The sequence below is a fragment of the Pseudolysinimonas kribbensis genome, from assembly GCF_030161895.1.
Taxonomy (GTDB): Bacteria; Actinomycetota; Actinomycetes; order Actinomycetales; family Microbacteriaceae; genus Pseudolysinimonas; species Pseudolysinimonas kribbensis.
In genome coordinates this window covers 556,164-579,835 of sequence record NZ_BSVB01000001.1, presented here as the reverse complement: position 1 = coordinate 579,835, position 23,672 = coordinate 556,164, and the positions used below count along the sequence as shown (strand labels likewise).

At 71.0% G+C, this 23,672-nt stretch carries 21 protein-coding genes, 1 tRNA gene and 4 pseudogenes; 10 read left to right on the top strand and 16 right to left on the bottom strand.

Annotated elements, in window-relative coordinates:
* Positions 1-38: 38 nt before the first annotated feature.
* From QQK35_RS03270 to QQK35_RS03250, 6 genes and pseudogenes are all read right to left on the bottom strand, one after another.
* Positions 39-1,492 (bottom strand): annotated as a pseudogene (locus QQK35_RS03270) (hypothetical protein).
* A complete protein-coding gene (locus tag QQK35_RS19570) occupies positions 1,441-1,881 on the bottom strand; it encodes a hypothetical protein (RefSeq protein WP_348534875.1) in 441 nt (146 codons plus the stop codon). The pseudogene QQK35_RS03270 and the gene QQK35_RS19570 overlap by 52 nt, the downstream one beginning before the upstream one ends.
* Positions 1,821-2,375 carry a hypothetical protein gene (locus QQK35_RS03265; protein ID WP_348534874.1) on the bottom strand — a complete coding sequence of 185 codons (555 nt, stop codon included), beginning with the start codon at positions 2,373-2,375 and terminating at the stop codon, positions 1,821-1,823. Before QQK35_RS03265 ends, QQK35_RS19570 begins: the two co-directional genes overlap by 61 nt.
* The gene (locus QQK35_RS03260; protein WP_284252853.1) at positions 2,368-3,129 is read right to left on the bottom strand and encodes an ABC transporter ATP-binding protein; all 762 of its coding nucleotides are present in this window, start codon (positions 3,127-3,129) and stop codon (positions 2,368-2,370) included. The genes QQK35_RS03265 and QQK35_RS03260 overlap by 8 nt, the downstream gene beginning before the upstream one ends.
* Positions 3,129-3,947 carry an ABC transporter permease gene (locus QQK35_RS03255; protein WP_284252852.1) on the bottom strand — a complete coding sequence of 273 codons (819 nt, stop codon included), beginning with the start codon at positions 3,945-3,947 and terminating at the stop codon, positions 3,129-3,131. Before QQK35_RS03255 ends, QQK35_RS03260 begins: the two co-directional genes overlap by 1 nt.
* A gap of 50 nt (positions 3,948-3,997) precedes the next feature.
* On the bottom strand, positions 3,998-4,690 hold the full coding sequence (locus tag QQK35_RS03250) for a phosphocholine cytidylyltransferase family protein (RefSeq protein ID WP_284252851.1): 693 nt from the start codon (positions 4,688-4,690) through the stop codon (positions 3,998-4,000).
* 631 nt (positions 4,691-5,321) lie between these two features.
* On the opposite strand from QQK35_RS03250, the gene QQK35_RS03245 reads away from it, so the two are divergent.
* Entirely contained in the window at positions 5,322-6,152 is an 831-nt protein-coding gene (locus tag QQK35_RS03245) for an ABC transporter ATP-binding protein (RefSeq protein ID WP_284252850.1), read from the top strand.
* A 919-nt stretch (positions 6,153-7,071) separates the two neighbouring features.
* On the opposite strand, the gene QQK35_RS03240 is transcribed toward QQK35_RS03245, so the two are convergent.
* Positions 7,072-7,350, bottom strand: a complete 279-nt coding sequence (locus tag QQK35_RS03240) for a hypothetical protein (RefSeq protein ID WP_284252849.1) — start codon at positions 7,348-7,350, stop codon at positions 7,072-7,074.
* A gap of 401 nt (positions 7,351-7,751) precedes the next feature.
* Here QQK35_RS03240 and QQK35_RS03235 point away from each other — a divergent pair, with 401 nt between their 5' ends.
* Together QQK35_RS03235 and QQK35_RS03230 are read left to right on the top strand one after the other, a co-directional pair.
* Positions 7,752-8,018 (top strand): DUF3039 domain-containing protein, encoded by a 267-nt coding sequence (locus QQK35_RS03235; protein ID WP_284252848.1) that lies wholly within the window; start codon positions 7,752-7,754, stop codon positions 8,016-8,018.
* Between the two features lie 164 nt (positions 8,019-8,182).
* Complete coding sequence (locus QQK35_RS03230; protein ID WP_284252846.1) at positions 8,183-9,103, top strand: hypothetical protein; 921 nt, start codon at positions 8,183-8,185, stop codon at positions 9,101-9,103.
* 108 nt (positions 9,104-9,211) lie between these two features.
* Here QQK35_RS03230 and QQK35_RS03225 read toward each other — a convergent pair.
* Positions 9,212-10,464, bottom strand: a pseudogene (locus QQK35_RS03225) (nicotinate phosphoribosyltransferase).
* A gap of 111 nt (positions 10,465-10,575) precedes the next feature.
* On the opposite strand from QQK35_RS03225, the gene murI reads away from it, so the two are divergent.
* The 4 genes from murI to QQK35_RS03205 are packed head-to-tail and all read left to right on the top strand — an operon-like array spanning position 10,576 to position 13,972.
* Positions 10,576-11,412, top strand: a complete 837-nt coding sequence (gene murI / locus QQK35_RS03220; RefSeq protein WP_284252844.1) for a glutamate racemase — start codon at positions 10,576-10,578, stop codon at positions 11,410-11,412.
* 21 nt (positions 11,413-11,433) lie between these two features.
* Positions 11,434-12,162, top strand: coding sequence for a ribonuclease PH (rph, locus tag QQK35_RS03215; protein ID WP_284252842.1), 729 nt, complete (start codon positions 11,434-11,436; stop codon positions 12,160-12,162).
* A complete protein-coding gene (gene rdgB, locus QQK35_RS03210) occupies positions 12,159-12,749 on the top strand; it encodes an RdgB/HAM1 family non-canonical purine NTP pyrophosphatase (RefSeq protein ID WP_284252840.1) in 591 nt (196 codons plus the stop codon). Before rph ends, rdgB begins: the two co-directional genes overlap by 4 nt.
* A gap of 53 nt (positions 12,750-12,802) precedes the next feature.
* Positions 12,803-13,972 carry an Nramp family divalent metal transporter gene (locus QQK35_RS03205; RefSeq protein ID WP_284255580.1) on the top strand — a complete coding sequence of 390 codons (1,170 nt, stop codon included), beginning with the start codon at positions 12,803-12,805 and terminating at the stop codon, positions 13,970-13,972.
* Here the strand turns inward: QQK35_RS03205 and QQK35_RS03200 are convergent.
* The 3 genes and pseudogenes from QQK35_RS03200 to QQK35_RS03190 all read right to left on the bottom strand — a co-directional run bounded on the left by QQK35_RS03200 (position 13,969) and on the right by QQK35_RS03190 (position 17,278).
* Positions 13,969-14,736, bottom strand: a complete 768-nt coding sequence (locus tag QQK35_RS03200) for a DedA family protein (RefSeq protein WP_284252838.1) — start codon at positions 14,734-14,736, stop codon at positions 13,969-13,971. The two genes, QQK35_RS03205 and QQK35_RS03200, sit on opposite strands and share 4 nt — an antisense overlap.
* A gap of 28 nt (positions 14,737-14,764) precedes the next feature.
* A pseudogene (locus QQK35_RS03195) lies at positions 14,765-16,603 on the bottom strand (glycoside hydrolase family 15 protein); the annotation flags it as partial.
* A 15-nt stretch (positions 16,604-16,618) separates the two neighbouring features.
* On the bottom strand, positions 16,619-17,278 hold the full coding sequence (locus QQK35_RS03190; RefSeq protein WP_284252836.1) for a DedA family protein: 660 nt from the start codon (positions 17,276-17,278) through the stop codon (positions 16,619-16,621).
* Positions 17,279-17,393: 115 nt separating this feature from the next.
* Between QQK35_RS03190 and QQK35_RS03185 the strand changes: the two genes are divergently transcribed.
* On the top strand, positions 17,394-17,696 hold the full coding sequence (locus QQK35_RS03185) for a hypothetical protein (RefSeq protein WP_284252834.1): 303 nt from the start codon (positions 17,394-17,396) through the stop codon (positions 17,694-17,696).
* Positions 17,697-17,712: 16 nt separating this feature from the next.
* Here QQK35_RS03185 and QQK35_RS03180 read toward each other — a convergent pair whose 3' ends face one another.
* From QQK35_RS03180 to QQK35_RS03165, 4 genes and pseudogenes are all read right to left on the bottom strand, one after another.
* Complete coding sequence (locus tag QQK35_RS03180; RefSeq protein WP_284252832.1) at positions 17,713-18,093, bottom strand: DUF2510 domain-containing protein; 381 nt, start codon at positions 18,091-18,093, stop codon at positions 17,713-17,715.
* Between the two features lie 36 nt (positions 18,094-18,129).
* A tRNA-Leu gene (locus QQK35_RS03175) sits at positions 18,130-18,211 on the bottom strand.
* 23 nt (positions 18,212-18,234) lie between these two features.
* Positions 18,235-18,531 carry a hypothetical protein gene (locus QQK35_RS03170; protein WP_284255778.1) on the bottom strand — a complete coding sequence of 99 codons (297 nt, stop codon included), beginning with the start codon at positions 18,529-18,531 and terminating at the stop codon, positions 18,235-18,237.
* Positions 18,532-18,591: 60 nt separating this feature from the next.
* A pseudogene (locus QQK35_RS03165) lies at positions 18,592-19,760 on the bottom strand (alkaline phosphatase family protein); the annotation flags it as partial.
* A gap of 910 nt (positions 19,761-20,670) precedes the next feature.
* On the opposite strand from QQK35_RS03165, the gene QQK35_RS03160 reads away from it, so the two are divergent.
* Both QQK35_RS03160 and QQK35_RS03155 read left to right on the top strand, forming a co-directional pair.
* Positions 20,671-21,276 carry a hypothetical protein gene (locus QQK35_RS03160; RefSeq protein ID WP_284252830.1) on the top strand — a complete coding sequence of 202 codons (606 nt, stop codon included), beginning with the start codon at positions 20,671-20,673 and terminating at the stop codon, positions 21,274-21,276.
* Positions 21,277-21,481: 205 nt separating this feature from the next.
* A complete protein-coding gene (locus QQK35_RS03155; RefSeq protein ID WP_284252828.1) occupies positions 21,482-22,597 on the top strand; it encodes a TadA family conjugal transfer-associated ATPase in 1,116 nt (371 codons plus the stop codon).
* A gap of 659 nt (positions 22,598-23,256) precedes the next feature.
* Here QQK35_RS03155 and QQK35_RS03150 read toward each other — a convergent pair.
* Positions 23,257-23,667, bottom strand: coding sequence for a hypothetical protein (locus QQK35_RS03150; RefSeq protein ID WP_284252826.1), 411 nt, complete (start codon positions 23,665-23,667; stop codon positions 23,257-23,259).
* Positions 23,668-23,672: the final 5 nt, after the last annotated feature.

Genomic DNA, 23,672 nt, shown 5'->3' with positions numbered 1-23,672 from the left:
CTGTGGAGGCCACCGCACCGCCCGTCCGGGGAGGGGCCTCAGTCGTCGGCGCCGCCGTTGCACACGGCGTCGTCGGGCATCGTCTGCTTCCGGTGCAGGATCGACTTCGTCGCCTGGCGGGTCAGGTCCTTGTCGGGCAGAACGTCCTTCACATGGGGCACGCGCTCGAGGAGGGCCGTCAGGATGTTCGGCTCGGTCACGATGCCGTAGCCGGTGCCGAGCGCCATGTCGTAGCTCGCCGATCTGCACAGCGCGAACGGCGACCCGAGCGCGGAGCCGATCCCGATGCCGACGGTGACGATGAACGACGCGAAGACACCGGCGCCGAAGTAGGGGCGCCGATCCCGGTCATCATCGTCACCTTGAACCCGAGGTTGAACACCGCGCCGCCGAGGGCGATGCCGCTGATCGAGTCCATGATGCTGTGCACGACCTTGAGGTCCTGCGATGTGTCGGAGTTCACCGCCTGGCCGTTGATCGACATCGACAGGGGCGCACCGAGGTGCCATTCGCCCGCGCCGGTGATGGTCGCATCCGTGCCGACGAGGCCCGCGTCGACGGTGACCGCGGTCGTGAACTTGGCGAACACCGGCACCCCGCCGATGAGCGTCTGCACCGGGATCTCGAAGGGCAGCTTGAACTCCTTCTTGATCGTGCTGCCGCCCTTGTTCTGCGATCCGGCCTGGAGGTCGACCCGCACGCCCTGGATGCCGGAGACCCGTCCGGTCGCACCTCCTGCGATCGAGTTCGCGATCACGGTGCCGAGGTTGATGTGCAGCGCGTCGAACAGCAGGGTCGCGGTGCCGAACACCTTGAGTCCGGCTGCCTCGGTCTCGACCGAGAAGTGGAGGCCGTCGCGTGCTGTCCCGCCGGAGAGCTTCCAGTCCTCGGTCTCATGCGAGAACTCCTTCGCGGGCACGGGCAGCGGCTTGTCGGCGAGCGGATCCGCGGGATCGGGCCGGTCGGCGCGGCGCACGTACGCGGTCGGGGCGATGCTGCCGTCCGCCCGCGGTTTCGCGTCCTGCACCGTGCCGCCGTCGAAGCCCTGCACCTGCAGCTGGTCGGGCTTGACGTCCTGGTCGAAGCGCACCTCGCCGTTCTTCACGAGGTCGGTCAGTGCGATCGGGGCGAGCACCACGTCGGTCTTGTCGCCGTGCCGGGTGATCTGCACGACGCGACCGGTCGCGTAGCCGGTGGCGAGCAGGATCTTGTCGACGGCCAGCTTGTCCATGCCGGGGGCGTTGCCGTCGAGAGTCCAGGTGGTGCCGTCGGAGCTCGCGCCCCACACGGCGTTGCGTCCGCCGCCGACGGTGACCACGTCATCCTGCAGCTGCAGCGTGCGGCCGTCCGGCTTGGCGGGCGCACCGAACCGCGCGTGCTCCGGGGCTCCGTCGGGCGGCGCGGTTCGAGAGGAGGCCGGTGCGCACGCGGACAGCGCGCTCAGGACGAGCGCGGCGCTGACGGCCAGCGCGACGAGGGGACGCCGTGGCATGGCGCGACGCTATCCATCGCCCGTAATGCCGGCGTAACGACGGGGCGCGACTCAGGCCGAGTGGCGGTCCCGCGGGGGTGATCCGCCGCCCGCGATGGCAACGGCAGGCGCTTCGGCAAGCGGCGCAGCGCATCCGGCACCCCGACCCGTCGAGGCCGGGACGCGCGCAGTATGACGGCGAGCTCCTCCGGGAAGGTGGCCGGCGCAGGGCCGAACGCCGACCGCGCCGACTGCACGACCTTGCGGCCGAGCAGGTGGTTGCCCGTGCCGCCGACGACGGCGCCGATGCCGAACGGCAGTGCCCGTCCGACGAGGGTGCCGCCCTGCGTCACCGCGAACCGCCGCAGGAATGCGTGGCGGATCTTCTCGCCGATCCGGTCGACGGCCACCCGCGGCAACTGCTTGCCGACCAGTTCCCCCAGAACCGGGTGCGGTTCTCACCGCCGGCGGCCTGGCCGGCGAGCTGGCGGACCAGATCCTGGCCCCCGGTGCCGAGCATCATCGCCATGACGAGGGTGCGGGCGCGCTCGGGGTCGGTGATCGCGATGCCGTGCACCTCGGTCACCGACTGCGCGAACAGAGCGCTCGCCTCGAGGAAGCCGAGCGTCTCGGCGCCGGAGATCGCAAGCGATGCGGCGGTGCCGACCGCGGGGATCGCCGCGGTGGCGCCGACGGCCGCGCCACCGCCGGTCACTGCGGCGAGGTAACGCCGCTCGAGCGAGGTGATGAGCTCCGCGGGGGATGCCGCGGGCCGCCGCGCCCGGATCGAGCGGATGTGCGCCAGCACGACCGGTCGCTGCAGCGCGAGCACCCGGTCGAGCGCCTGCACCACTCGCGGGTGCAGCGTGATCGGCTCGAGGTCGCCGGGGTCGGGCTCAGGCACCCTTCACAAGGTAGTCGGCGTTGTACCGGTCGATGACCTCCTGGATGGGAGCGTCCAGCTTCAGCTCGCCGCGGTCGAGGTAGAGGCCGCGCCGGCAGAAGCGCAGCAGGTCCTTCTCGTTGTGGGAGACGAAGAACAGCGTGCGCCCGCCGACGAGCATCTCGTCGATGCGGCGGTAGCACTTCTCGCGGAACGCCTTGTCGCCGACCGCCAGGACCTCGTCGACCAGCAGGATGGGCTCCTCGAGCCGCGCGATGACCGAGAACGCGATCCGCACCTTCATGCCGCTCGACAGGTGCTTGTACGGGGTGTCGGCGAAGTCGGCGATCTCGGCGAAGTCGATGATCTCGTCGAACGCCGCGTCGATCTCGCGTTTCGACATCCCGTGCAGTCCCGCGGTCAGGTAGACGTTGTCGCGCACGCTGAGGTCGTTGACGAAGCCGCCCGTGATCTCGATGAGCGGTGCCACGCCGCCCTCGACCTCGATGCGGCCCTCGTCGGGCAGCATCACCCGCGCGACGAGCTTGAGCAGCGTCGACTTGCCCTGACCGTTGCGGCCGACCACGCCGATCGCCTCGCCCGGCGCCACCTCGAACGACACGTGCCGCATGGCCCAGAACTCACCCGGTTTCGCGCGCCGTGACCGGTCGGCGAACAGGTCCTTGAAGCTGCGCCGACCGCTCCGGTTGCGTTTGAACCGGATGCCGATGTCGTCGACGCGGATGGTGCCCTCCGCGGGGTACGGGCTCGCCATCAGATCTCCTTGAGCACCGTGCGGATGCTGCCGCGGAACACGAACACCCCGACGACGAGCAGCACGATCGCGACGAGGGCGCTCGCGCCGACCGAGAACCAGTCGAGATCCTGCGGGAAGAACGCGCTGCGATACAGGCCCATGATCCCGCTCAGCGGGTTGAAGGCGGCGACCGTCTTGATCGCGCCGAGGTGGTCGAGCTGATCGAAGCTGTAGACGATGGGCGTCGCGTAGAACAGCAGGCGCAGGACGAGCCGGATGGCGCGCTCCAGGTCGCGGAAGAACACGACGAGGGGCGCCACGATGAGTCCGATCCCCATCAGCAGGGCCGCCTGCAGGACGACCGCGAGCAGCCAGAGCACCGTCTGCCAGTGGAACGCCGCGCCGAACACGACGGCGAACAGGATCAGCACCGGGATGCTGATGACGAACTCGATGCCCTTGGACAGCACCATGCGCGCCACCCAGATCGTGCGCGGGATGGTGGTCGAGCGCAGCAGCTTCGCCTCGCGGGTGAACGCCTTGGTGCAGTCGGTCACCGCGTTGCTGAACCACATCCAGGGCAGCAGGCCGGAGACGAGGAAGACGATGTACGGCTCCTCGCCGAGCGTCCCCTGCCGGCGGAAGACGAGCACGAACACGAAGTAGTAGATGCAGGCCATGAGTAGCGGGTCGATGATCGACCACAGGTACCCGAGGAACGACGTCGTGTACCGCACGCGCAGGTCGCGCACGGTCAGCAGCCACAGCGAGCGCCAGTAGCGCTCGGCCGCGGAACGCCGCTGCGCCGGGGAGGGCGCGGCGGTCGTCGTGGTCACGCGATCACCCTATCCAGCGGGCGCGTGGTGCCCGCTGAAGGAGTCGTGAGTCAGACGAAGAGGTTCGCGCGCTCCAGGTCCTCGGCGAAGTCGATCTCGACGGCGTAGAGGTCGGAGATGTCGACCGGCTGGAACTTCAGACGGTCCTGGGCGATGGCGAGCTCGATCCCGCGCTCGAAGTAGTCCTGGGCGCCGACCCGGTGCAGGTGACGCAGCAGCGCCGCCTTGTCGCGGCTCGACACGTAGTTGATGCCGACCGCCTCGCCGAGGCCGCCCTCGACGGTCTTCGAGAGCTCCCGGATCGACCCGGCGGCATCCACCGTGTACTTGACCTCCTCATCGGAGACCTTCGCGGTGTTGACCGTCACGAAGCTCTCGTCGCGCGCGACCAGGTCGCCGGCGCGCACGAGCACCTCGGGATCGAACACGACGTCGCCGTTCATCCAGAGCACGCCGCCGTCCTTGGAGGCGGTGAGGGCACGCAGCAGCGACTTCGACGTGTTGGTCTCGTCGTACTGCTCGTTGTAGACGAAGTCGTCGTCGGGGAAGGCCTCGACGATGTGCTCGTACTTGTAGCCCACGACGACCGTGATCCTGGCGTCGCGGCCGAAGGCCTGACGGATGTTGTCGTGCTGCTGCTGCATGATCGTGCGGCCGTCGTTCAGCTCGGTGAGCGGCTTGGGCAGGGAGCGGCCCAGACGGCTGCCCATTCCGGCGGCCAGGATGACGATCTGCGTGGTCATGATGGGGTCTCTCCTCGGAGGTGATCTCATGGAAACGCCGCCCGGACGGAGTGCGTCGGAACGGCGATGACACCCCGATGTGCCGTGATGAGTTTACCTTCCGGTCGATAACGAACCCCTGGACGTTGCCTAAGCGTTCCCGTTTTGTAATACGGCAAACCCCCACCCGACGGGTCCTCACCTGCCGGATAGGGTGGACCCGTGGATGCCCAGCCCGACGAGCCGACACCGGCCTCGCCGGGCCGGACGGGGCGTGCATCGACCGCCCGCAGCGGCTCCGCCGGTCGCCGTCCGCCGACCGCGAAGACCGCCCCCGCCGCGTCCTCGTCGGACACGGTCCCGTCGGCCAAAGCCTCGGGCAGGTCGGGCAAGCCGGGCAAGGCCTCGTCGGGGCGCACCCCCGTTCGCGCCGCGTCCTCGCCGGCGGCCGGGTCGTCGCGGTCGACCGCGCGATCCGGAACGATCGGCCGCGCCGCCGCCGCGACCGTGGTGACCGAGGAGCCCGGCACCGAGGAGCGGACCGAGCTCGCCCCTGTCGCCGACCTCTCTCGCGACCGAGGCGGACAGCGCATCAGCCGAGCCGGAGCTCGCGCCGCGATCGGAGCCTGCGCCCGAGCCGGAGCTCGAGGCGATGCCGGTGTTCGAGCCGGAGCCCGCGCCGCGCGCGGCCCCGACCCTCGCCCCGCTCGGCGAGCCTGCCGGTGACCTCGCCCTGGCGATCCGCGGGCTGACCAAGCACTTCGGCTCCGTGACCGCCGTCGACGGGGTCGACCTCGACGTGCCGCGCGGCTGCTTCTACGGTTTCGTCGGCCCGAACGGCGCCGGCAAGACGACGACCCTCGCGATGGTGACGGGCCTGCTGCGCCCCGACTCGGGCACCGTGCTCATCGACGGCGCCGACGTGTGGACCGACCCCGCGACCGCGAAGAGCTCGCTCGGCGTGCTCCCCGATCGCCTCCGCCTCTTCGACCGTCTCACGGGCACCGAGTTCCTGCACCACGCGGGTGCGCTGCACGGCCTCGACCGCGCGACCGTCGCTCGCCGCGCGGCGGACCTCGTGCAGGCCTTCGGACTGGAGTCGGCATCCCGGCGCTTCGTCTCCGACTTCTCCGCCGGCATGGTCAAGAAGATCGCGATCGCGGCGGCGATGATCCACAGCCCCCGCTTGCTGGTGCTCGACGAGCCGTTCGAGTCCGTCGACCCGGTGTCGGCGCAGCTCGTGATCGACGTGCTCAAGAAGTTCGCCCAGGTCGGCGGCACGGTCCTGCTCTCCAGCCACAGCATGGATCTCATCGAGCGCGTCTGCGACAACGTCGCGATCATCGCCGAGGGGCGACTGCTCGCCGCCGGCCCGATGTCCGAGGTGCTCGACGGCACCACACTCGAGGACCGGTTCGTCGAACTCGCCGGCGGGGCGACCGCGGTGGAGGGCATGGAGTGGTTGCAGAGCTTCTCCGACTGAGACTGCGGCTCGTCGCGAACCTGTTCCGGGGCGCTCGCCGCGACGTGGCGGTGCGGGTCGTGGGCCTGCTCGTCGCGATCCTGGTGGTGGCGCTCGCGTTCGCCGGCATCCGGATGCTGCAGGGCAGCGGCCCGCAGTTCATGGCCCGCTCCATCATCGGGCTCGGCGCGGTCGGCTCGCTGGCGGCGCTGCTCGTGCCGATCATCCTGGCGCGCCGAGAGCTCATGCCCGCGCGCGGCTTCATCGGGTATCGGATGCCGCGCGCCGTGCTCATCCCCGTGCTCGCGGCGTTCACGCTCATCGGTCCCGCCGTGCTCGTGATCGCGGTCGTGCTCGCCCCGCTCGGCGTCTGGCGGGGTGCGGATGCCGCGCTCACCCTCGGCTGCGCCGTGCTGCTGGTGGTGCAGACGCTTCTCAGCCTGCGGATCGGCGCGGCGATCGGCGCCGCACTGCGCTCGCGCCGGCGGCTGGGCCGCTGGGTGCGCGCCGTGGCCGTCGTGCTCATGGTGGCGGCGATCGTGCCCGCCGTCGCGGTGATCCTGACGCGCGCGTTCCTGCTGGTGCCGGACCGGATCGCGCCCGGGGTGCGGATCGCGCTGAGCGTCATCCGTCCCATCGACTCGTCGCCCGCGATCGACGCGATGGCCGGCTCACCCTTCGGGGCGCTCTGGGCGGCGCCCTCGTACCGCCTGCTCGGGCAGGGCGACCGGGTCGGCAGTGCGATCCTGATCGGGGTCGGCACGATCGTCGTGCTGGCCGCGGTGTGGTCGCTCGTCGTCGTGCTCCAGCAGCGCGCGACCTGGCCGCAGCGGCGGGTCGCGGTGGCCCGCCATGCGCCCGGGTGGTTCGGCCGCACGCCGTCGACCCCCGCCGGCGCGATCACGGCGCGCAGCTTCACGTACTGGGCCCGCGACCCGCGCTACCGCACGGTCGTCGCGACGCTGCCCGCCATCCCGATCCTCATGCTCCTCGCGATGTGGGTCGGCGGTGTGCCCTTCCCGGCGGGCGTGCTCGTGCCGCTGCCCGTGATGGTCATCGTGCTGGCCTGGTCGACGTCGCACAACGACGTCGCGTACGACCACACGGCGCTCTGGCAGCACCTCGCCGCCAGCACGCGCGGCGTGCACGACCGGATCGGCCGGATGTGGCCCCCGCTCGTCCTCGGGGCCCTGCTCGTGCTCGTCGGCGCGCCGCTCACCGCCTGGGGGCACGGAGACTGGACGATCCTGCCCGCCGTGGTCGGGGTGAATCTCGCGCTGCTGCTCGGCAGTGTCGGCGTCGGCAGCGGGGTGTCGGCGCAGCTGCCGTACGCGGCGCCGCGGCCCGGTGACGGGGCGTTCCGTCATCCCCAGACGGCGGATGGCGCGGGCGGGGCGGCGCAGGCGCTGTCGCTGCTGCTCGTCCTGGTGACGGCGCTGCCCGCGTTCGCGGCCGCGGGGCTGTGGCTCGCGGGCGTGCCCGGCGCGTGGAACTGGGTGTCGCTGCTCGCGGGCGTCGTGTTCGGGGGGCGACGCTGGCGCTCGGCATCCGGGGCGGGGGGCGCGGTTTCGACCGACGCGGGCCGGAACTCCTCGCCTTCACCATGCGAAACTAGGGCGCATGAGCGACCCGCAGTCCCCGGACACCGCCGGCGGCGGCACCGATGTGCTCGACCGCGAGCTCGAGGAGCTCCTGAACGACGAGCTCACCGAGGACGGCGACCACGACCGCTTCGCCCACTACGTGCAGAAGGAGAAGATCGTGGAGTCGGCGGTCACCGGCAAGCCGGTGCGCGCCCTCTGCGGCAAGGTGTGGGTGCCGGGCCGCGATCCCGAGAAGTTCCCGGTCTGCCCCGACTGCAAGGCGATCTACGAGCGCATGAAGTAACCCGCGCCGCCTCCCGCGCCCAGCGTCTCGCCCGCCCCGCGTCTCGCGCCGCCCGCGCGGCGTCTCCCCTAATTGGTCCTCCTCAGGCTGAGCACACTCCCGATTGCGCACACTCAACCCTGAGCGGGCGTCAGAGGCGGCCGAGACGACGTCATCATCGCCGGATGACGCGATGGCCGGCCGAGACCTTCCGGGTCCGCGACGCACTCGAGCTCGGGCTCGGCCGTGAGCTCCTGCGATCGGAGCAGCTGACCTCACCGTTTCACGGCGTCCGCGTCGTCGGCCGCGTCGACGGCCACGATGCGCTGTGCCGCGCGTACGCAACGAAGATGGCCACTCGCGCCGCATTCTCGTCGACCACGGCGGCACGGTTGTGGGGCATCCCGCTGCCGTGGATCGGCGACCAGCGCCTGCACATATCGTCGCCGCTCGAGCGCCCTCAGGCGCGCGGTCGCGGAGTCGTCGGACATCGCCACGACCCCGACCTCGTATCCATCACGCAGTGCGCCGGCTTGCGAGTGCTTTCTCCCGCCGACACCTGGTGTTCGCTCGCGGGGGTGCTGTCGACGCCGGACCTCGTGGCCGCAGCCGACTTCCTGATCACCGGGCTGCCCAACAGGGACGTGCGGCCGCTGGCCACCCGGCCCGATCTCATCGCGGCGGTGGATCGGCGTCGGCATGTGCCCGGGGTGACCGACCTGCGGCGTGCCCTGAGCCTCGCACGCGCCGGCGCGTGGTCGCGCCCGGAGTCGTTGCTCCGCGTAGTCGCGGGCTGCGCCGGGCTCCCGGAACCCGAGCTCAACGCCGAGCTCCGCGGCGTGCTCATCGACCTCTTCTGGCCGGAGTTCGGCGTGGGTGCCGAGTACGATGGCGATCATCACCGCGAACGGACGCAGCATCGGGCCGATGTGCATCGCCACGAGCGGATCGCCGACCACGGCGTGGTGCTGGCCCACGTCACCGCGGACGACCTCTTCGACCGCACGCGGGAGACCGTCGCGCGCATCGGCCAGCGGCTGCGCGGGAGGGGATGGCTGGATCGCTCGATGGTCCGGCTCGAACGCATCCCGGTGTTGCGGCGTTGAGCCGTTCATTGTGCGCGATCGGGGGCGTGACGGCGCTCACGCAGACCAATTGGGGTCGATGAGGGGAGCGACGCGCGCGCGACGGGCGCGACGGGCGCGAAGCGCGGGTCAGAGGTAGCGGGTGGGGAGCGCGGGCTCGCCGCGGGCGAGGAGAGCGCCTCGACGGGAAGCTCCGCGATCGCGGCCGCGTGGTGGGCGCGCGCGCGGAGCACGCCGTCGTGGCCGAGGCGGGTCGCATCCGCCTCGCCCCCGCGCACGAGGTCGACGAGCAGCGGGCGTCCCGCTGCGGCGTCGATCGGCGGGTCCTCGACGTAGATGTCCTCCCCGGTCGCGGCGCCGTCGTGCAGCGCGCGCACCGGCTGCTTGCGACCGCCGACGGTCGCCTTGCCCTCGGAGGTCTTGCCCACCTGCAGCCACCCGCCGTCGTCGCCGAGGTGCGCGACGAGCTTGTAGACCATCCCCGCGGCGGGCGCCCCCGAGCCGGTCACGAGCGACGTGCCCACGCCGTAGCTGTCCACGGCGGCCGAGCGCAGCCCCGCGATCGCGTGCTCGTCGAGGTCGTTGGTGACCACGATCCGGGTGTTCGTCGCACCGAGGCGGTCGAGCTGGGCGCGCACCTGGTCGACGATGATGCCGAGGTCGCCGGAGTCGATGCGCACCGCACCGAGCTGCGTGCCGGCGGCGGCGACCGCGTTCTCGACGCCGGTCGGGATGTCATAGGTGTCGACGAGGAGCGTCGTGCCCGCTCCCATGGCGGCGACCTGCGCCCGGAAGGCGTCCCGCTCGTTCTCGTACAGGAGCGTGAACGCGTGCGCTGCGGTCCCCATCGTCGGGATGCCCCACTCGCGTCCGGCCTCGAGGTTGGAGGTGGCCGCGAACCCGGCGATGTACGCGGCGCGCGCGGCGGCGATCGCTGACCGCTCGCCGGTGCGCCGCGATCCCATCTCGGACAGCGGCCGCCCCTCGGCCGCCTGCACCATGCGCGCCGCCGCGGAGGCGACGGCCGAGTCGTAGTTGAACACCGACAGCGCGAGCGTCTCGAGTACGACCGCCTCGGCGAAACCGCCCTCGACGACGAGGATCGGCGATCCGGGGAAGTAGAGCTCGCCCTCCGCGTAGCCGCGCACGTCGCCCGAGAAGCGGTAGCCCTCGAGCCAGTCGAGCGTGTCGTCGTGCACGACCCGTTCGCGCTTCAGGAACGCGAGGTCGTCGCCTGAGAACCGGAACTCCTGCAGCAGCTCGAGGAACCGGCCCGTGCCGGCGACGACGCCATAGCGCCGGCCGGTCGGAAGCCGGCGCGCGAAGAGTTCGAAGACGCTGCGCTCGTGACCCCGCCCGTCGCGCAGTGCCGCGTCGATCATCGTCAGCTCGTACCGGTCCGTCAGCAGGGAGCTGGTCACGCGATCGAGCCTAGTGACGCTCTGGATATGCGGCCGTCGGCCGCTGCCCGACCCGCTCAGTAGGCTGATGACGTGGCCGGCATCGACGCACCGATCGGGGTGTTCGACTCCGGGGTCGGCGGGCTGACCGTCGCGCGCGCGGTCATCGATCAGCTGCCGCACGAGTCGATCCTCTACGTCGGCGACACCGCGCACTCGCCCTACGGCCCCAAGTCCATCGCCGAGGTGCGCGCGTACGCACTCGCCGTGCTCGACGACCTCGTCGATCGCGGGGTGAAGGCGCTCGTCATCGCCTGCAACACCGCGAGCGCGGCCATGCTGCACGACGCCCGCGAGCGCTACGAGGCCGCCGCCGGCATCCCGGTCGTCGAGGTCATTCGGCCGGCCGTGCGGGCCGCGGTCCGCGCCACCCGCAACGGCCGGGTCGGCGTGATCGGCACCGACGGCACGATCCAGAGCCGCGCCTACGAGGACGCGTTCGCCGCGGCCCCCGGCCTCGAGCTGTTCGAGCAGGCGTGCCCGCGCTTCGTCGAATTCGTGGAGGCGGGCGTGACGAGCGGTCCCGAGCTGTTCGCCGTCGCCGAGGAGTACCTCGCGCCGCTGCGCGACGCCGGCGTCGACACCCTGGTGCTCGGCTGCACCCACTACCCGCTCATGTCGGCGGCCATCCAGTATGTGATGGGTGCCGATGTGCGCCTCGTGTCGAGCGCCGACGAGACCGCGGCCGACGTCTACCGCGAGCTGGTGACCCACGGGATCGCGCGCTCGGCCGGCGAGGCGCAGCACCGCTTCGAGTCCACGGGCTCCGATGAGGCCGGGTTCAAGCGTCTCGCCGCGCGCTTCCTCGGCCCCGAGGTGCGCCACGTCGAGACGTTCGAGACCGGCGCCATCGTCATCCCGCAGCCCTGAACCCGACCCCGAGGAGCCCCCATGACCCGAGCCGACGGCCGCACCGCCGACCAGCTTCGCCCCGTGACCATCGAGCGGGGCTGGAGCGAGCAGGCCGAGGGCAGCGCCCTCATCTCGTTCGGCCGCACGCGCGTGCTGTGCACTGCGAGCTTCACGAACGGCGTGCCGCGCTGGCTCATGGGCAAGGGCACCGGCTGGGTCACCGCGGAGTACGCGATGCTGCCCCGTTCGACGAACGACCGCATGGACCGCGAGTCGGTCAAGGGCCGGGTCGGCGGCCGCACCCACGAGATCTCCCGCCTCATCGGGCGCAGCCTGCGCGGCATCATCGACACCAAGGCGCTCGGCGAGAACACCCTCGTGATCGACTGCGACGTGCTGCAGGCGGATGGCGGCACCCGCACCGCCGCGATCACCGGCGCGTACGTGGCGCTCCACGACGCCGTCGAGTGGGGCCGGGAGCGCGGGTTCATCGGCAAGAAGGCGCTCGCCCTCCGGGATTCCGTGAGCGCCGTGAGCGTCGGCATCATCGACGGCGAGCCGCGGCTCGACCTCCCCTACGAGGAGGACGTGCGCGCCGAGACCGACATGAACGTCGTCGTCACCGGCTCGGGCGCCTTCATCGAGGTGCAGGGCACCGCCGAGCACGCGCCGTTCGACCGCACCGAGCTGAACGCGCTGCTCGACCTGGCGGTGTCGGGAACGGCCGAGCTCGCGCGCATCCAGCGGACCGCCCTGGGCCTTCCGTGACCACCTTCGTGCTCGCCACGCACAACGCGGGCAAGCTCGCCGAGCTCCGGCGCATCCTGGGCGACCGGCTCGGGCCGCACGAGCTGGTCGGGTACGACGGGCCGGCGCCGGTCGAGGACGGCGACACGTTCGAGGCGAACGCGCTCATCAAGGCCCGCGCCGCCGCGGCGTTCACCGGGCTGCCGGCGCTGGCCGACGATTCGGGGATCGCCGTCGACGCGCTGGGCGGCGCCCCGGGCATCTTCTCCGCCCGCTACTCGCAGCTCGCCGGCGGCGAGAAGAGCGACGCCGCTAACAACGCGCACCTGCTCGCGAGCCTCGAGGGCGTCAGCGACCGCACCGCACGCTTCGTCTGCGTCGCCGCGCTCGCGGACGGCGGGTTCGAGCACCTCGAACGCGGCGAGTGGCCGGGCCGGGTGCTGACCGCGCCCGTGGGTGAGAACGGGCACGGCTACGACCCGGTCTTCGCCGGCGAGGGCGAGCAGCGCAGCTCCGCCCAGATGACGATGGCCGAGAAGAACGCCGTGAGCCACCGGGCGCGCGCGTTCGGGCAGCTCGTCGAGTTCCTGCGCCGCCGGTACGGGTGACCGCGTCCGGCGCTGTGCGACCGGCCCGGCTCGTCACCCTGCTGGGGCCGGCGATGGTCGCCGGGGTCGCGTACCTCGATCCGGGCAATGTCGCGAGCAACGTGACGGCCGGCGCCCGCTTCGGCTACCTGCTCGTGTGGGTGGTCGTGGTCGCGAACGCGACGGCGTGGCTCGTGCAGTACCTGTCGGCCAAGCTCGGGCTGTCGACGGGGCGGAGCCTGCCGGGGCTGCTGGGGGAGCGGATGCGGCATCCGGTCGCCCGGGTCGCCTTCTGGGTGCAGGCGGAGCTCGTCGCCATGGCGACCGACATCGCCGAGGTGCTCGGCGGAGCGATCGCCCTCCAGCTGCTGTTCGGCCTGCCGCTCGTGCTCGGTGGGGTGATCACGGGCGTGGTGTCGATGGTGCTGCTCGCGCTGCACGATCGCCGCGGGTCGACGACGTTCGAGCGGGTCGTCACCGGGATGGTCGTCGTCATCGCGGTCGGCTTCTGCGCCGGCATCGTCGCGGCGCCGATCGACGGTGCGCAGGCGACCGCGGGGCTGCTCCCGCACTTCGAGGGCACGGGTTCGGTGCTGCTCGCCGCGTCGATCGTCGGTGCCACGGTCATGCCGCACGCGATCTACGCGCACTCCGCACTGACGCGCGACCGGTTCGGCCTGGTGCCGCCCGCGCAGCGTCGACGGGTGCTCGTCGCCACGCGCATCGATGTCAGCATCGCGCTCGCCGTCGCCGGAACCGTGAACGTCGTCATCCTGCTGCTGTCGGCGTCGACGCTGCGGGGCGTCGAGGGCACCAGCACCATCCCCGGCGCCTGGCAGGCGATCGGCGACGCGCTCGGACCGGTCGTGGCGACCCTGTTCGCGGTGGGGCTGCTGGCATCCGGGCTCGCGTCGACGTCGGTCGGCGCCTACGCGGGCGCCGAGATCATGGCGGGCCTGTTGCGGCGCCGGATCCCGTTGCTGCTGCGCCGGGGGATCACGCTCCTGCCGGCGCTCCTTCTGCTGGTGCTCGGCGTCGACCCCACCCTCGCGCTCGTGCTGAGTCAGGTCGCGTTGTCGTTCGGCATCCCGTTCGCACTCGTGCCGCTGGTCTGGCTCACGGCGCAGCGCGGGCTGCTCGGCGAGAACGCCAACCGCTGGTGGACGACCGCGCTCGCGGGCGTGGCCGCCGTGCTGCTCGTGGGGCTGAACGTCGCGCTGCTCGCGCTGACGATCGCCGGTTAGCGGGGGCCGGCCTCGTCGCGACGACGCCGCTCCCACACCGACGCGTCGAGCCTCGCCTGCGTCTCGTCGAGGGGCTTGACGCCGGCGCGGCGGGCGCGGCGGGCGGCGATCCCCGACCGGATGGCGTGGTACGTCGTCGGCACGATCGCGATCAGCGCGGCGCAGACCAGGATCACGTCGATGTAGTTGGTGACGAAGTCGCGCAGCGGCGGGATGTAGTTCAGCAGATACCCGAGCACCGTCAGCCCTGCGCCCCAGAGCACCGCCCCGATCGCGTTGTAGAGCGAGTAGCGCCGCCACGGCATGTGGCCGACGCCCGCGGCGACCGGCGCGAAGGTGCGCACGATCGGCACGAACCGGGCGACGATCACCGCGACCCCGCCGAAGCGCTCGAAGAACGCGTTGGTGCGTTCGACGTTCTTGCGGCTGAAGAGACCGCTCTCCTTGCGCTCGAAGATGGGCGGGCCCGCCTTGCGCCCGATGAGATAGCCGAGTTCGCCGCCGAGGAACGCCGCGACGACGATGAGCAGCGCCACGATCGCGATGTTGAACGGCATGACCTTGTGGGCGCCCGGAAAGCTCAGCACGCCCGAGATCACGAGCAGGGTGTCGCCCGGGAGGATGAACCCGACCAGCAGGCCGGTCTCGGCGAACACGAACCCGCAGACGATGACCAGCGCCCACGGGCCGACCGTCGTGAGCAGATGGCTCGGATCGAGCCACGGGATCAGGGCCGAGGGCAGGTGCGCGACGGTCGAGAGCATTCCGCCCACAGTAGTCCCTGGGAGCTCGCTAAAGACCCGGCACGGACGGGCGCCCCGTGCGCGCCGTCGCGATCGCGTCGGCCGACCGGAGCAGCGCGAGGTGCGACAGGGCCTGGGGAGTGTTGCCGGTCTGCGCGCCGCTCGTCACGTCGTACTGCTCCGAGAGCAGGCCGACGTCGTTGCGCAGCGCGACCAGCCGGTCCATGAGCGCGGTCGCCTCGTCGAGCCGCCCGGATGCCGCGTACTGCTGTACGAGCCAGAACGAGCAGGCGAGGAAGGGGTGCTCGTCTCCGGAGACGCCGTCGGTGTCGGCCTCGGTGCGGTACCGGCGCAGCAGCCCGTCGCGCATGAGGTCGTGCTCGATCGCGGCGACCGTGCCCAGCATGCGCGGATGGTCGGCGGCGACGTAGCCGATGGCCGAGAGGGTGAGTAGCGAGGCGTCGACCTCGGTGCTGCCGTAGTACTGCACGTACGCGTTGCGGTCCTTGTCGAAGCCCTGCTCCTCGATCTCGTTGCGCAGGTGGTCCCGCAGCCCGGCCCACTTCTCGGCCGGACCCTCCAGCCCGTGCTCGCGGACCCCCGCGACGCCGCGATCGAATGCGGCCCACATCATGGCGCGCGACTGCGTGAACATCCGCTCGGGCCCGCGCATCTCCCAGATGCCGTGGTCGGGCCGATCGAGAGCCGACTCGAGGTACTCGAGGATCGCCACCTGCAGCGCCCAGGAGAAGCGGTCGTCCTCGATGCCGACCCGGCGGGCGAGATCCAGTGCGAGCATGACCTCGCCGAAGATGTCGCCCTGGAATTGCAGGTAGGCGGCGTTGCCGACCCGCACGGGCGTGGAGCCGCGGTAGCCGGGGAGGGTGCCGACCTCCCACTCCGCCAGGCGGCGCTCGCCCGCGATGCCGTAGACGATCTGCAGATCGCCCGGGTCTCCCGCGATCGCACGCAGCAGCCAGTCGCGCCAGTGATGCACCTCCGCACGGAAGCCGCCGTGCCGCATGAGGGCGTCGAGCGTGAGCGATGCGTCGCGCAGCCAGACGTAGCGGTAGTCCCAATTGCGCTCGCCGCCGACGTTCTCGGGCAGGCTCGTCGTCGCGGCGGCCACGATGCCGCCGGTGTCCTCGTCGGTCAGCGCGCGCAACACGAGCAGCGATCGCTCGACGGCGTCGTGATACTCCGGGATGTCGCGGTCGTCGATCTCGGGATCGGTGCGCCACTCGCGCCACCAGGTCTCGGTGTCGGCGATCTGACCGTCGACGGAGACCGGCCGCGGCGGCTCCCGGTGCGAGGGGAACCAGGTCATCACGATGTCGACGGTCTCGCCCTCGGCGACGTCGAACTCGCCCGAGTGCATGTGGTCCTCGGGTTCGAGGCGCGGCCCGCGCACGACGACCGAGTCCGGACCGGCGACCGCGACGAGAGCGCGGCTCGCGTGACCCTCCTCATCCTGCTCGTCGACCTTGCGCACCCAGGGCAGCGCGTCGGCGTAGCCGAACCGGATGCGCAGCTCCTGCCGCATCCGGACCGTTCCGGAGACGCCGCGCACCCGCCGGATCACGTCGGGTCGGCGATCCCCCATCGGCATGAGGTCGATCACCTCGACGGTGCCGGTCGGCGTCTCCCACCGGCTCTCGAGGATGAACGTGCCCGCGCGATAACCGCGGCTCGTGCAGGTCTCGGCGCCGACGGGACGCAGGCTCCAGCAGCCGTGGTCGGACGTGCCGAGCAGGGCTCCGAAGGTCGACGACGAGTCGAACCGCGGAAGACAGAGCCAGTCGATGGAGCCGTCACGCCCGACGAGTGCGGCGGTGTGACAGTCGCCGATGAGCGCGTAATCCTCGATTGCAGACGGCACGTCCCCATCGTCCCAGAGCGGTGCTCAGATCGCCGACTCCTCGGGCGATTCCGGCGTGCTCTCAGCGGAGTCCCGGCGGCGCCGCTCGAGCACCCAGGCCCGGATGCCGGCCACGATCGACGCGAGGATCACGACGCCGGCGACCGCGTACGAGATCGGCCGGACCGCGGGGGTCGACGCCGCGAAGTACCCGATCACCGTGATGAGCACACCCCAGCTCACGGCTCCGACGGCGTTGGCGGTCAGGAAGCGCCAGTACGCCATCCCGCCGATGCCCGCCACCGGCGGCACGAAGACCCGACCCCAGGGGATGTACCGGCCGATCACGACGGACCACCAGCCGAACAGCTGGTAGAACCGTTCGGTCTTCGCGACGGCGACGCGCGTCCAGCGCCCCTTCCGCCGCGTCAGGTACGGACGGCCGAGGTGGCGCCCGAGCACGAATCCCACCTGGTCGCCCAGCACCGCGGCGATACCGACCCCGACGGCGAGGATCCAGATCGAGATGCGATCCGGCAGCAGTCCGGCGACGATCCCGGCCGCGAAGAGCAGCGAGTCGCCGGTGAGGAACGGCAGCACGATCCCGACGAAGAGTGCCGTGCCGGCGAACACCAGGCCCCAGACCGCCGCATAGAACAGGATCGGTCCGGCCTGGCCGAGCAGATCTTCGAGCTGCTGCGTCATGACGGTCTCACACTATGGGGCGCGCGACACGCCGCCCGGGCTTGAACTGTGCCGGCCGGGCTTGCATCCTCGTTAACACTCGAACATGTGTTCGAATACGCGAGAGGAGCGGGCCATGGAGCTGACGGTCTGGACCGTGAACGGGATGCCGGTGCGCCTCGTCTGGGAGGGCCGGCGCTATCGGGTGAACGACACCCCGACGCCGCTCGACGCGGACGACATCTTCGAGCTCACCTGGCATCCGGCGATCACGCATCCGTTGCCGGCGTGGCGCGGCTGGCGCTTCCAAGCGGTCGACGACCAGCGGCGCGCGCTCGTCTTCGATGTGCGGGAGGGCGTCGACGGCGGGCCGTGGCACCTGCTGCGCACCTACGACTACACGGCGCAGGCGCGGCGCTCCACCGCGCCGGAGCGCTGAGTCGCGGAGCGCCGAGTCACCAGACCGACCCGGCACCGAGGAACACCGAGAGCAGACTCACGCCGCCGAGGCACAGTCCGACGATCGCGAGCGCGAGGCCGCGGTTGCCCAGCTCACGCGCCTTGACGATCCCGACGATGCCGAGGATGACCGCGAGGATGTCGGGGATCCCGCCGAGGAACCACCCGATGAACAACGGGATCCCCATCAGCACGAATCCCACGATGCCGAGCACGAGCGCCGCCACGGCGAACCCGTTGGAGGGCTGCCGCACGACGACGACCGGCGCCGGCGCGGGAGCGTGGTGCTCGGTCCACCGCGCGCCGTCCCAGTAGCGCTGACCGCCCATGCCGTCGGGATACCAACCGGCGGCGGCGGGAGTGGTGGGGCTGCTCATGCGGGCTCCTCTCGGGTGCAGTGGTGGGGCGCTGCGTGCGGAAGGTGGGACTCGAACCCACACGCCCGAAGGCACAGGAACCTAAATCCTGCGTGTCTACCGGTTTCACCACTCCCGCGGTGACGACAGCCTAGGGCGCCGTTATGGCCCGAACAGCCCCTCGCCGTGCCGGTGCACGGCCGCGTACGCCTCGCGGTAGGTGCGGGGGATCGGCTCGTTCGGCGCGTACTTCGCCAGCAGCAGGGCGAGCAGCCCGATGCCGGGCGGCGCGAGCGGCCGGTCGTCGTCGCCATCCGCGGTCGGGTCGATCGACTCCGGGTTCGGCGGCGTGTACAGCGGAAACGTCGTCGGCCAGGTCGACGGATCGCGGGGCGCGTCGAGCGTGAACGCGTTGGTCATCGGCGGCGCGTGCCGATCGCGGGCGGTGAGCCCCGTCATCCGGAACCGCTCGCACAGCGTGCGCACCAGCGACCCGTGGTGCATGGTCTCGTTGATGACGCGCCCACGCGCCGTGTAGGCCGAGACGACGATCGCCGGCACCCGCACGCCGAGCCGGTCGAAGCGGAATCCCATCTCGGTGTTCTCGGGCAGGGCCCCGGGCGGTGTCGCGGCGGGGGCGGCACGTGGTCGTAGGTGCCGCCGTGCTCGTCGAACGTGATGAACAGCGTCGTGTTCAGCGCGTTCGACCCGGTCGCCGACGAGCTCTCGCGGATCGCCGTGTAGATCTGGTGCAGCAGCGCGTCGCCGGCCCGCACGTCGGAGATGCCGCCGCCCTCGATGAGGGTGCCGTCGACATCCACCCGTGTCTCGGGCCCGACCGGCGGGTGCATGTCGTTGTGGTCGTAGAGCAGGCGCGGCTCGATGAAGCTGTAGGCGGGGAGGGTGCCGGCCCGCACGTCCTCGTAGAAGCGATCCATCGTGCGGAAGTTGGTCTTCCAGAACCTCTCCAGCTGCGGTGCGTGCAGCAGACCTGTCAGCGAGATGAGCTGGCGCTCGTCGAAGTACACCCGCCACGGGATGCCGGCCTGCTCGAGCCGGTTGAAGACGGTGTCGCCGTGGTTGAGCTCCGCGTCGACCCACTTGCCGGCTCCGGGGTTGAAGCCGTTCGTGACGAAGCCGTGCGAGGTCGACGCGTGGAAGAAGGAGCGGTTGGGGAAGGTCTGCGACGGCACGGCGCAGTGCCAGTGGTCGTAGACCGCGAATTCGCGCGCGAGCGTGGAGAACACCGGCAGCATCTCGGGGGCGAACGAGCCCATGACCTGGCGCACCTGGTCGGGCTCGGGCTCACGCCCGCCATGGTCGGCGCGCCACTTGTCGACGTAGTCCTGCAAGAAGCCGCTCATCGTGGCGGGCCGGTGATCGAGCGGGGCGTTGAACGGCGGCTCGAGCTCCGGGATGCGGTGGTGCGCGTTCGCCGGGGGATCGACCGTGCCGAACAGCTGCGTGTTGACGAACGGGTACTCCTCGCCCGGGTCGGGGTCGGGGCTGCGCATCACCTGGTCGGTGGGTCCGAGGTAGCCGTGCACCGGGATCTCGAGGCCGTCCGCCGTGCGGTTCGACAGCGCCTTGCCCGCGACCCCCTCGAAGCGCTGACCGGCCGGCACCGGCACGGTGTCGTCGGAGTAGAGGTAGCCGAGCAGGTTGTCGAACGAGCGGTTCTCGAACATGACGACCACGAGGTGGTCGAATCTGGGGCCGTCCGCGCGGTTCGGGATGGCGGGCACGGGTGCGCGCAACCGTGCGTTCGCGGGATTCCGGGTCGCGGCCATCCCCGCCGCACCGGCCGCTGCGCCGACCCCGAGTCCGGCTGCGCCGATGCCGGCGGCACGCAGGAACCCGCGACGCGAGGTGCCCTCGTCCTGCGCCGGCTCGTGCCCAGCAGGGTCTTCCATGGGCGCGTCGTCCATGTGCCGACCCTAGCTGCGGGTGCACTCTGGGCGATCGACGGCGCACGGCGCAGGATGAGAGGGTGACGCGACGACCGGGAAGGGCGCTCCGACTCGGCTGGCTCGCGCTCGTCGCCGCGATCGTCTGCGCCGGGGTCGTCGTCGTGGCGCTTCCGCGCGCCGCACCGGCGCGCGCCGATGCCCGCTGCCCGCCGACCTCGAGGGTGTCGCCTTCTCGTACTGCTTCGTCATGAGCGGCGGTGCCGCCTATGGCAACCTGCTGGTCTCGGTCCGCGTGCGCGACCACCGCATCCGGCCGACCGTCGGCATGCAGCAGCCGGATGCGGCACCCCTGGCGGGCCATGCGGAGGCGACCCCGGTCGAGCGCGCGGCGGTCCTCGAACGCCTGGACCGGTGCCTGGGGCCCTATCGGTTCGCGACGGATTCGGCGGCGATCCGCTTCCCGGCCGACGTCATGCGGCAGTATCAGTACGACGTCGCTGTGCTGTGGCCGTGCCTGCGCGCGCATCGCATCGACCCGGGCGAGGTCCCCCGCCCGCCGCGGCCGGGGAACCGTACCCGTCGACGCGCTCGCGGCCGCCGCGATGGAGGGCGATCGGCCGCTGCCCGAGATCCTCCGCGTCGCGGCGCAGTGCCCGCTGGAGGCCGTGGACCCGGACGCGTCGAGGCCGTGATGCGTGCGCGCCGCGTCTGGGGCCTCGTGGTCGCATCGATCGTCGCGTCGGGCGCGGCGATCGTCCTCGCGTCGCATCCGGCACCGGCGCCGTCGTCGGCGTCGCCGCCCCTGCCGACCGAGCCGGCGGTGCTCTACCGCTGCCTTCAGGCCAGCGGCGCGTTCGCGTTCGGCAACCTGCGCGCCGGGGCGCAGGACTATCACGGTGAGCTGCTGGGCGATGTCGAGATCGTGCCGGCGGCGAGCGGCGCGCGTGTCGACACACGGGCTCCCGGACGGCCGGATGCCACCCCGCTCGATCGCGACCGCGTGCTCGGCGCCTTCGACATGTGCCTGCTGCCGGCGGCGTTCGTCGACGCCGATTCGGCGGCAGGGAGAAGCGCGCTGCTGCGGCTGTTCGAGTACCAGGTGACGACCTATTGGCCGTGTCTGCGGGCGCACGGCGTCGATCCGGGGCCGGTGCCCTCGCCGGCGCGCTATCTCCGCCGCGCCGACGCGGCGGGACTCCTGCCGTTCCAGGACGGCTTCCGCGGCGCAGCCGACGATGTGGCGACGGCGACCGCGGCCTGTTCCTTCGACCCGCGGGCTCCCGCGCGCGACTAGATCAGATCGGCGCCCGATCAGCGCCCGCGGACCATGGCGACGAAGGCTCCCACCAGGAGCACCCCGCCGACGATCGCCGTGGCGATGATGATGACTCCTACGACGACCAGCATGGGTCCTCCTTCAGCTCCCTCCGATCCTCGCAGGCCGAGGGCGCTGTGGACAATCGGCGACACGACGGCATCGGGCTGCGCAGACTGGCGCGGTGACGGACGCGGTCGGCCTCATCACGCGGCGGGTGCGCGAGCGCGTCCGCCGTGACGGGCTCGACCTCGGGGCGGCGGGGGCGCGGGCGGATGACGTGGTGCGCGACGAGGTGCGTCGCTACAGCGAGCAGGCGCTCGGCGGGTCCGCGCCGATGCTCGACGACGAGAGCCGGGTCACGGGGGCGGTGCTCGCGCGGCTGGTCGGGTTCGGCGAGCTCGCACCGTATCTCGACGATCCCGAGGTCGAGGAGCTGTGGATCAACACACCCGACCGCATCTTCGTCGCTCGCGACGGCGTCTCCGAGCGGGTGCCGCTCACCCTCACCGAGGTGCAGGTGCGCGACCTCGTCGAGCGGATGCTGCAATCCACCGGCCGGCGGGTCGATCTGAGCACGCCGTTCGTCGACGCGTCGCTGCCCGACGGGTCGCGCCTGCACGTCGCGATCCCCGACATCACGCGGCGGCACTGGGCGGTCAACATCCGGCGCTTCCGGCGCGGGATGCGCGACCTGCGCGAGCTGGTCCGGCTCGGCTCGCTCACTCCGCGGGCCGCGGAGTTCCTCCACCTGTGCGTGCGGACCGGGCAGAACATCCTCGTCTCGGGCGCCACCCAGAGCGGCAAGACGACCCTGATCGGTGCGCTGCTCGCCTCGGCGCGACCGGAGGAGCGCATCGTCACGGTGGAGGAGACGTTCGAGCTCTCCCTCGCGGCGCCCGACTGGGTCGCGCTGCAATGCCGGCAGGCCTCGCTCGAGGGCACGGGAGAGGTGAGCCTGCGACGGCTCATCAAGGAGGCGCTCCGGATGCGGCCCGACCGGCTCATCGTCGGCGAGGTGCGCGAGGCGGAGGCGCTCGATCTGCTGATCGCGTTGAACTCCGGGCTGCCTGAATTCGCAATAGATCACGGCGCTTCGCGCCGGCTCCCGACGGCTAATTTTGTGCAGTGGACACCGAATGGGCGATGCAGACGCTTGCAGCATGGATCAAGCTCGCGGAGGACGCGCGAAGACTGGGCTCACACGATACTCAGCTCACCAGTGCCATTCCCGCTATGGACAAGGTCCTTGCCGCAGAAGACCAAGCAAGCCGGGTGGTGGCAAGGGTCATGGGGATGAAGACTCTCCCGCAGCTGGTCGGCCTGCATGGGACGTACTACCTCCTTGATCCGGGCATCAAGCAAGCGAAGTACGCCCTAGGACGCCTGCAGACGGACGCGGAAACCCGGAGCCGACTCGGTACCTCAGCGCCATCAATCTCGGCTGATCTGTTGCATCCGATCGTCTGGTCGGCGGCTTCCGCTCTTTGGGATGACGGCCACTTCGGGCCGGCAGTGCAGCGGGCGGCCACGATGGTGAATGCCCACGTGCAGGACCGTTTTAGAGCAGATGGAGCTGGACGATGGGGCTTGGTCGTGGCGCTGCGAGGGCTGCGGCGAAATCCGGCGTCCCGGCGAGTAGCAGCGGATCAGCTCTTGTCGAGCGCCCTCTTTGCGCGGGGAGGTTCGCTCCGAACCATTCTGTCCCTTCCACCCACTTAGAGGCCCATCGACCCCCGGGAGTTTCCTTGACGGCTATCACGAGCAACTTGGTCTTCACCGGCAATGCAAAGCTCGTCAGCCCATCTCTCCAATAGCCCGCATCGTGCCCGATCACTACCCAAACATCTGCGAGCTGGTGCCACCAAGCCTCGGCATTCGCCTTGATCCAGTTGTGCATCAAGGCCCGCTGTGTGTTATCGATGCCCTCGACAACGATCATGTAAACCTGAGGGTCGCTCAATGTTCACCCGCTTCGCCGCCGACCGCATCCTCCGATAGGACTTCGATGGTTATGGGATCTGCAACCAACAATGGAGCTATCCGTTCCCCAGTTGAACTGTCGCCCAGCTGCACCCTCTGGATTTCCGCGTACTCCTCACCCGTCACCTGACCCAGCATTAGCTTGGAAGGGTCCGTTTTACCGACCCAGAAGACCCCACCGACGATCAGAAGAAACACCACGCCGCAGAACCCGAGGATCCAGGGCACATAAACTACGCCTTCGCCCGTCGCCAGCATGACGCTCGCCGCCGCTACTCCGGCCGCGAGCAGAATCCCGAGCACTGTTGCGTAGAACGCGAGCACAGTCTTCGGGTTTTCAGTTCTCTTCCGGGTGACAGCCCGTAGAGCGTCGTTGGGCAGCGACACGAGAT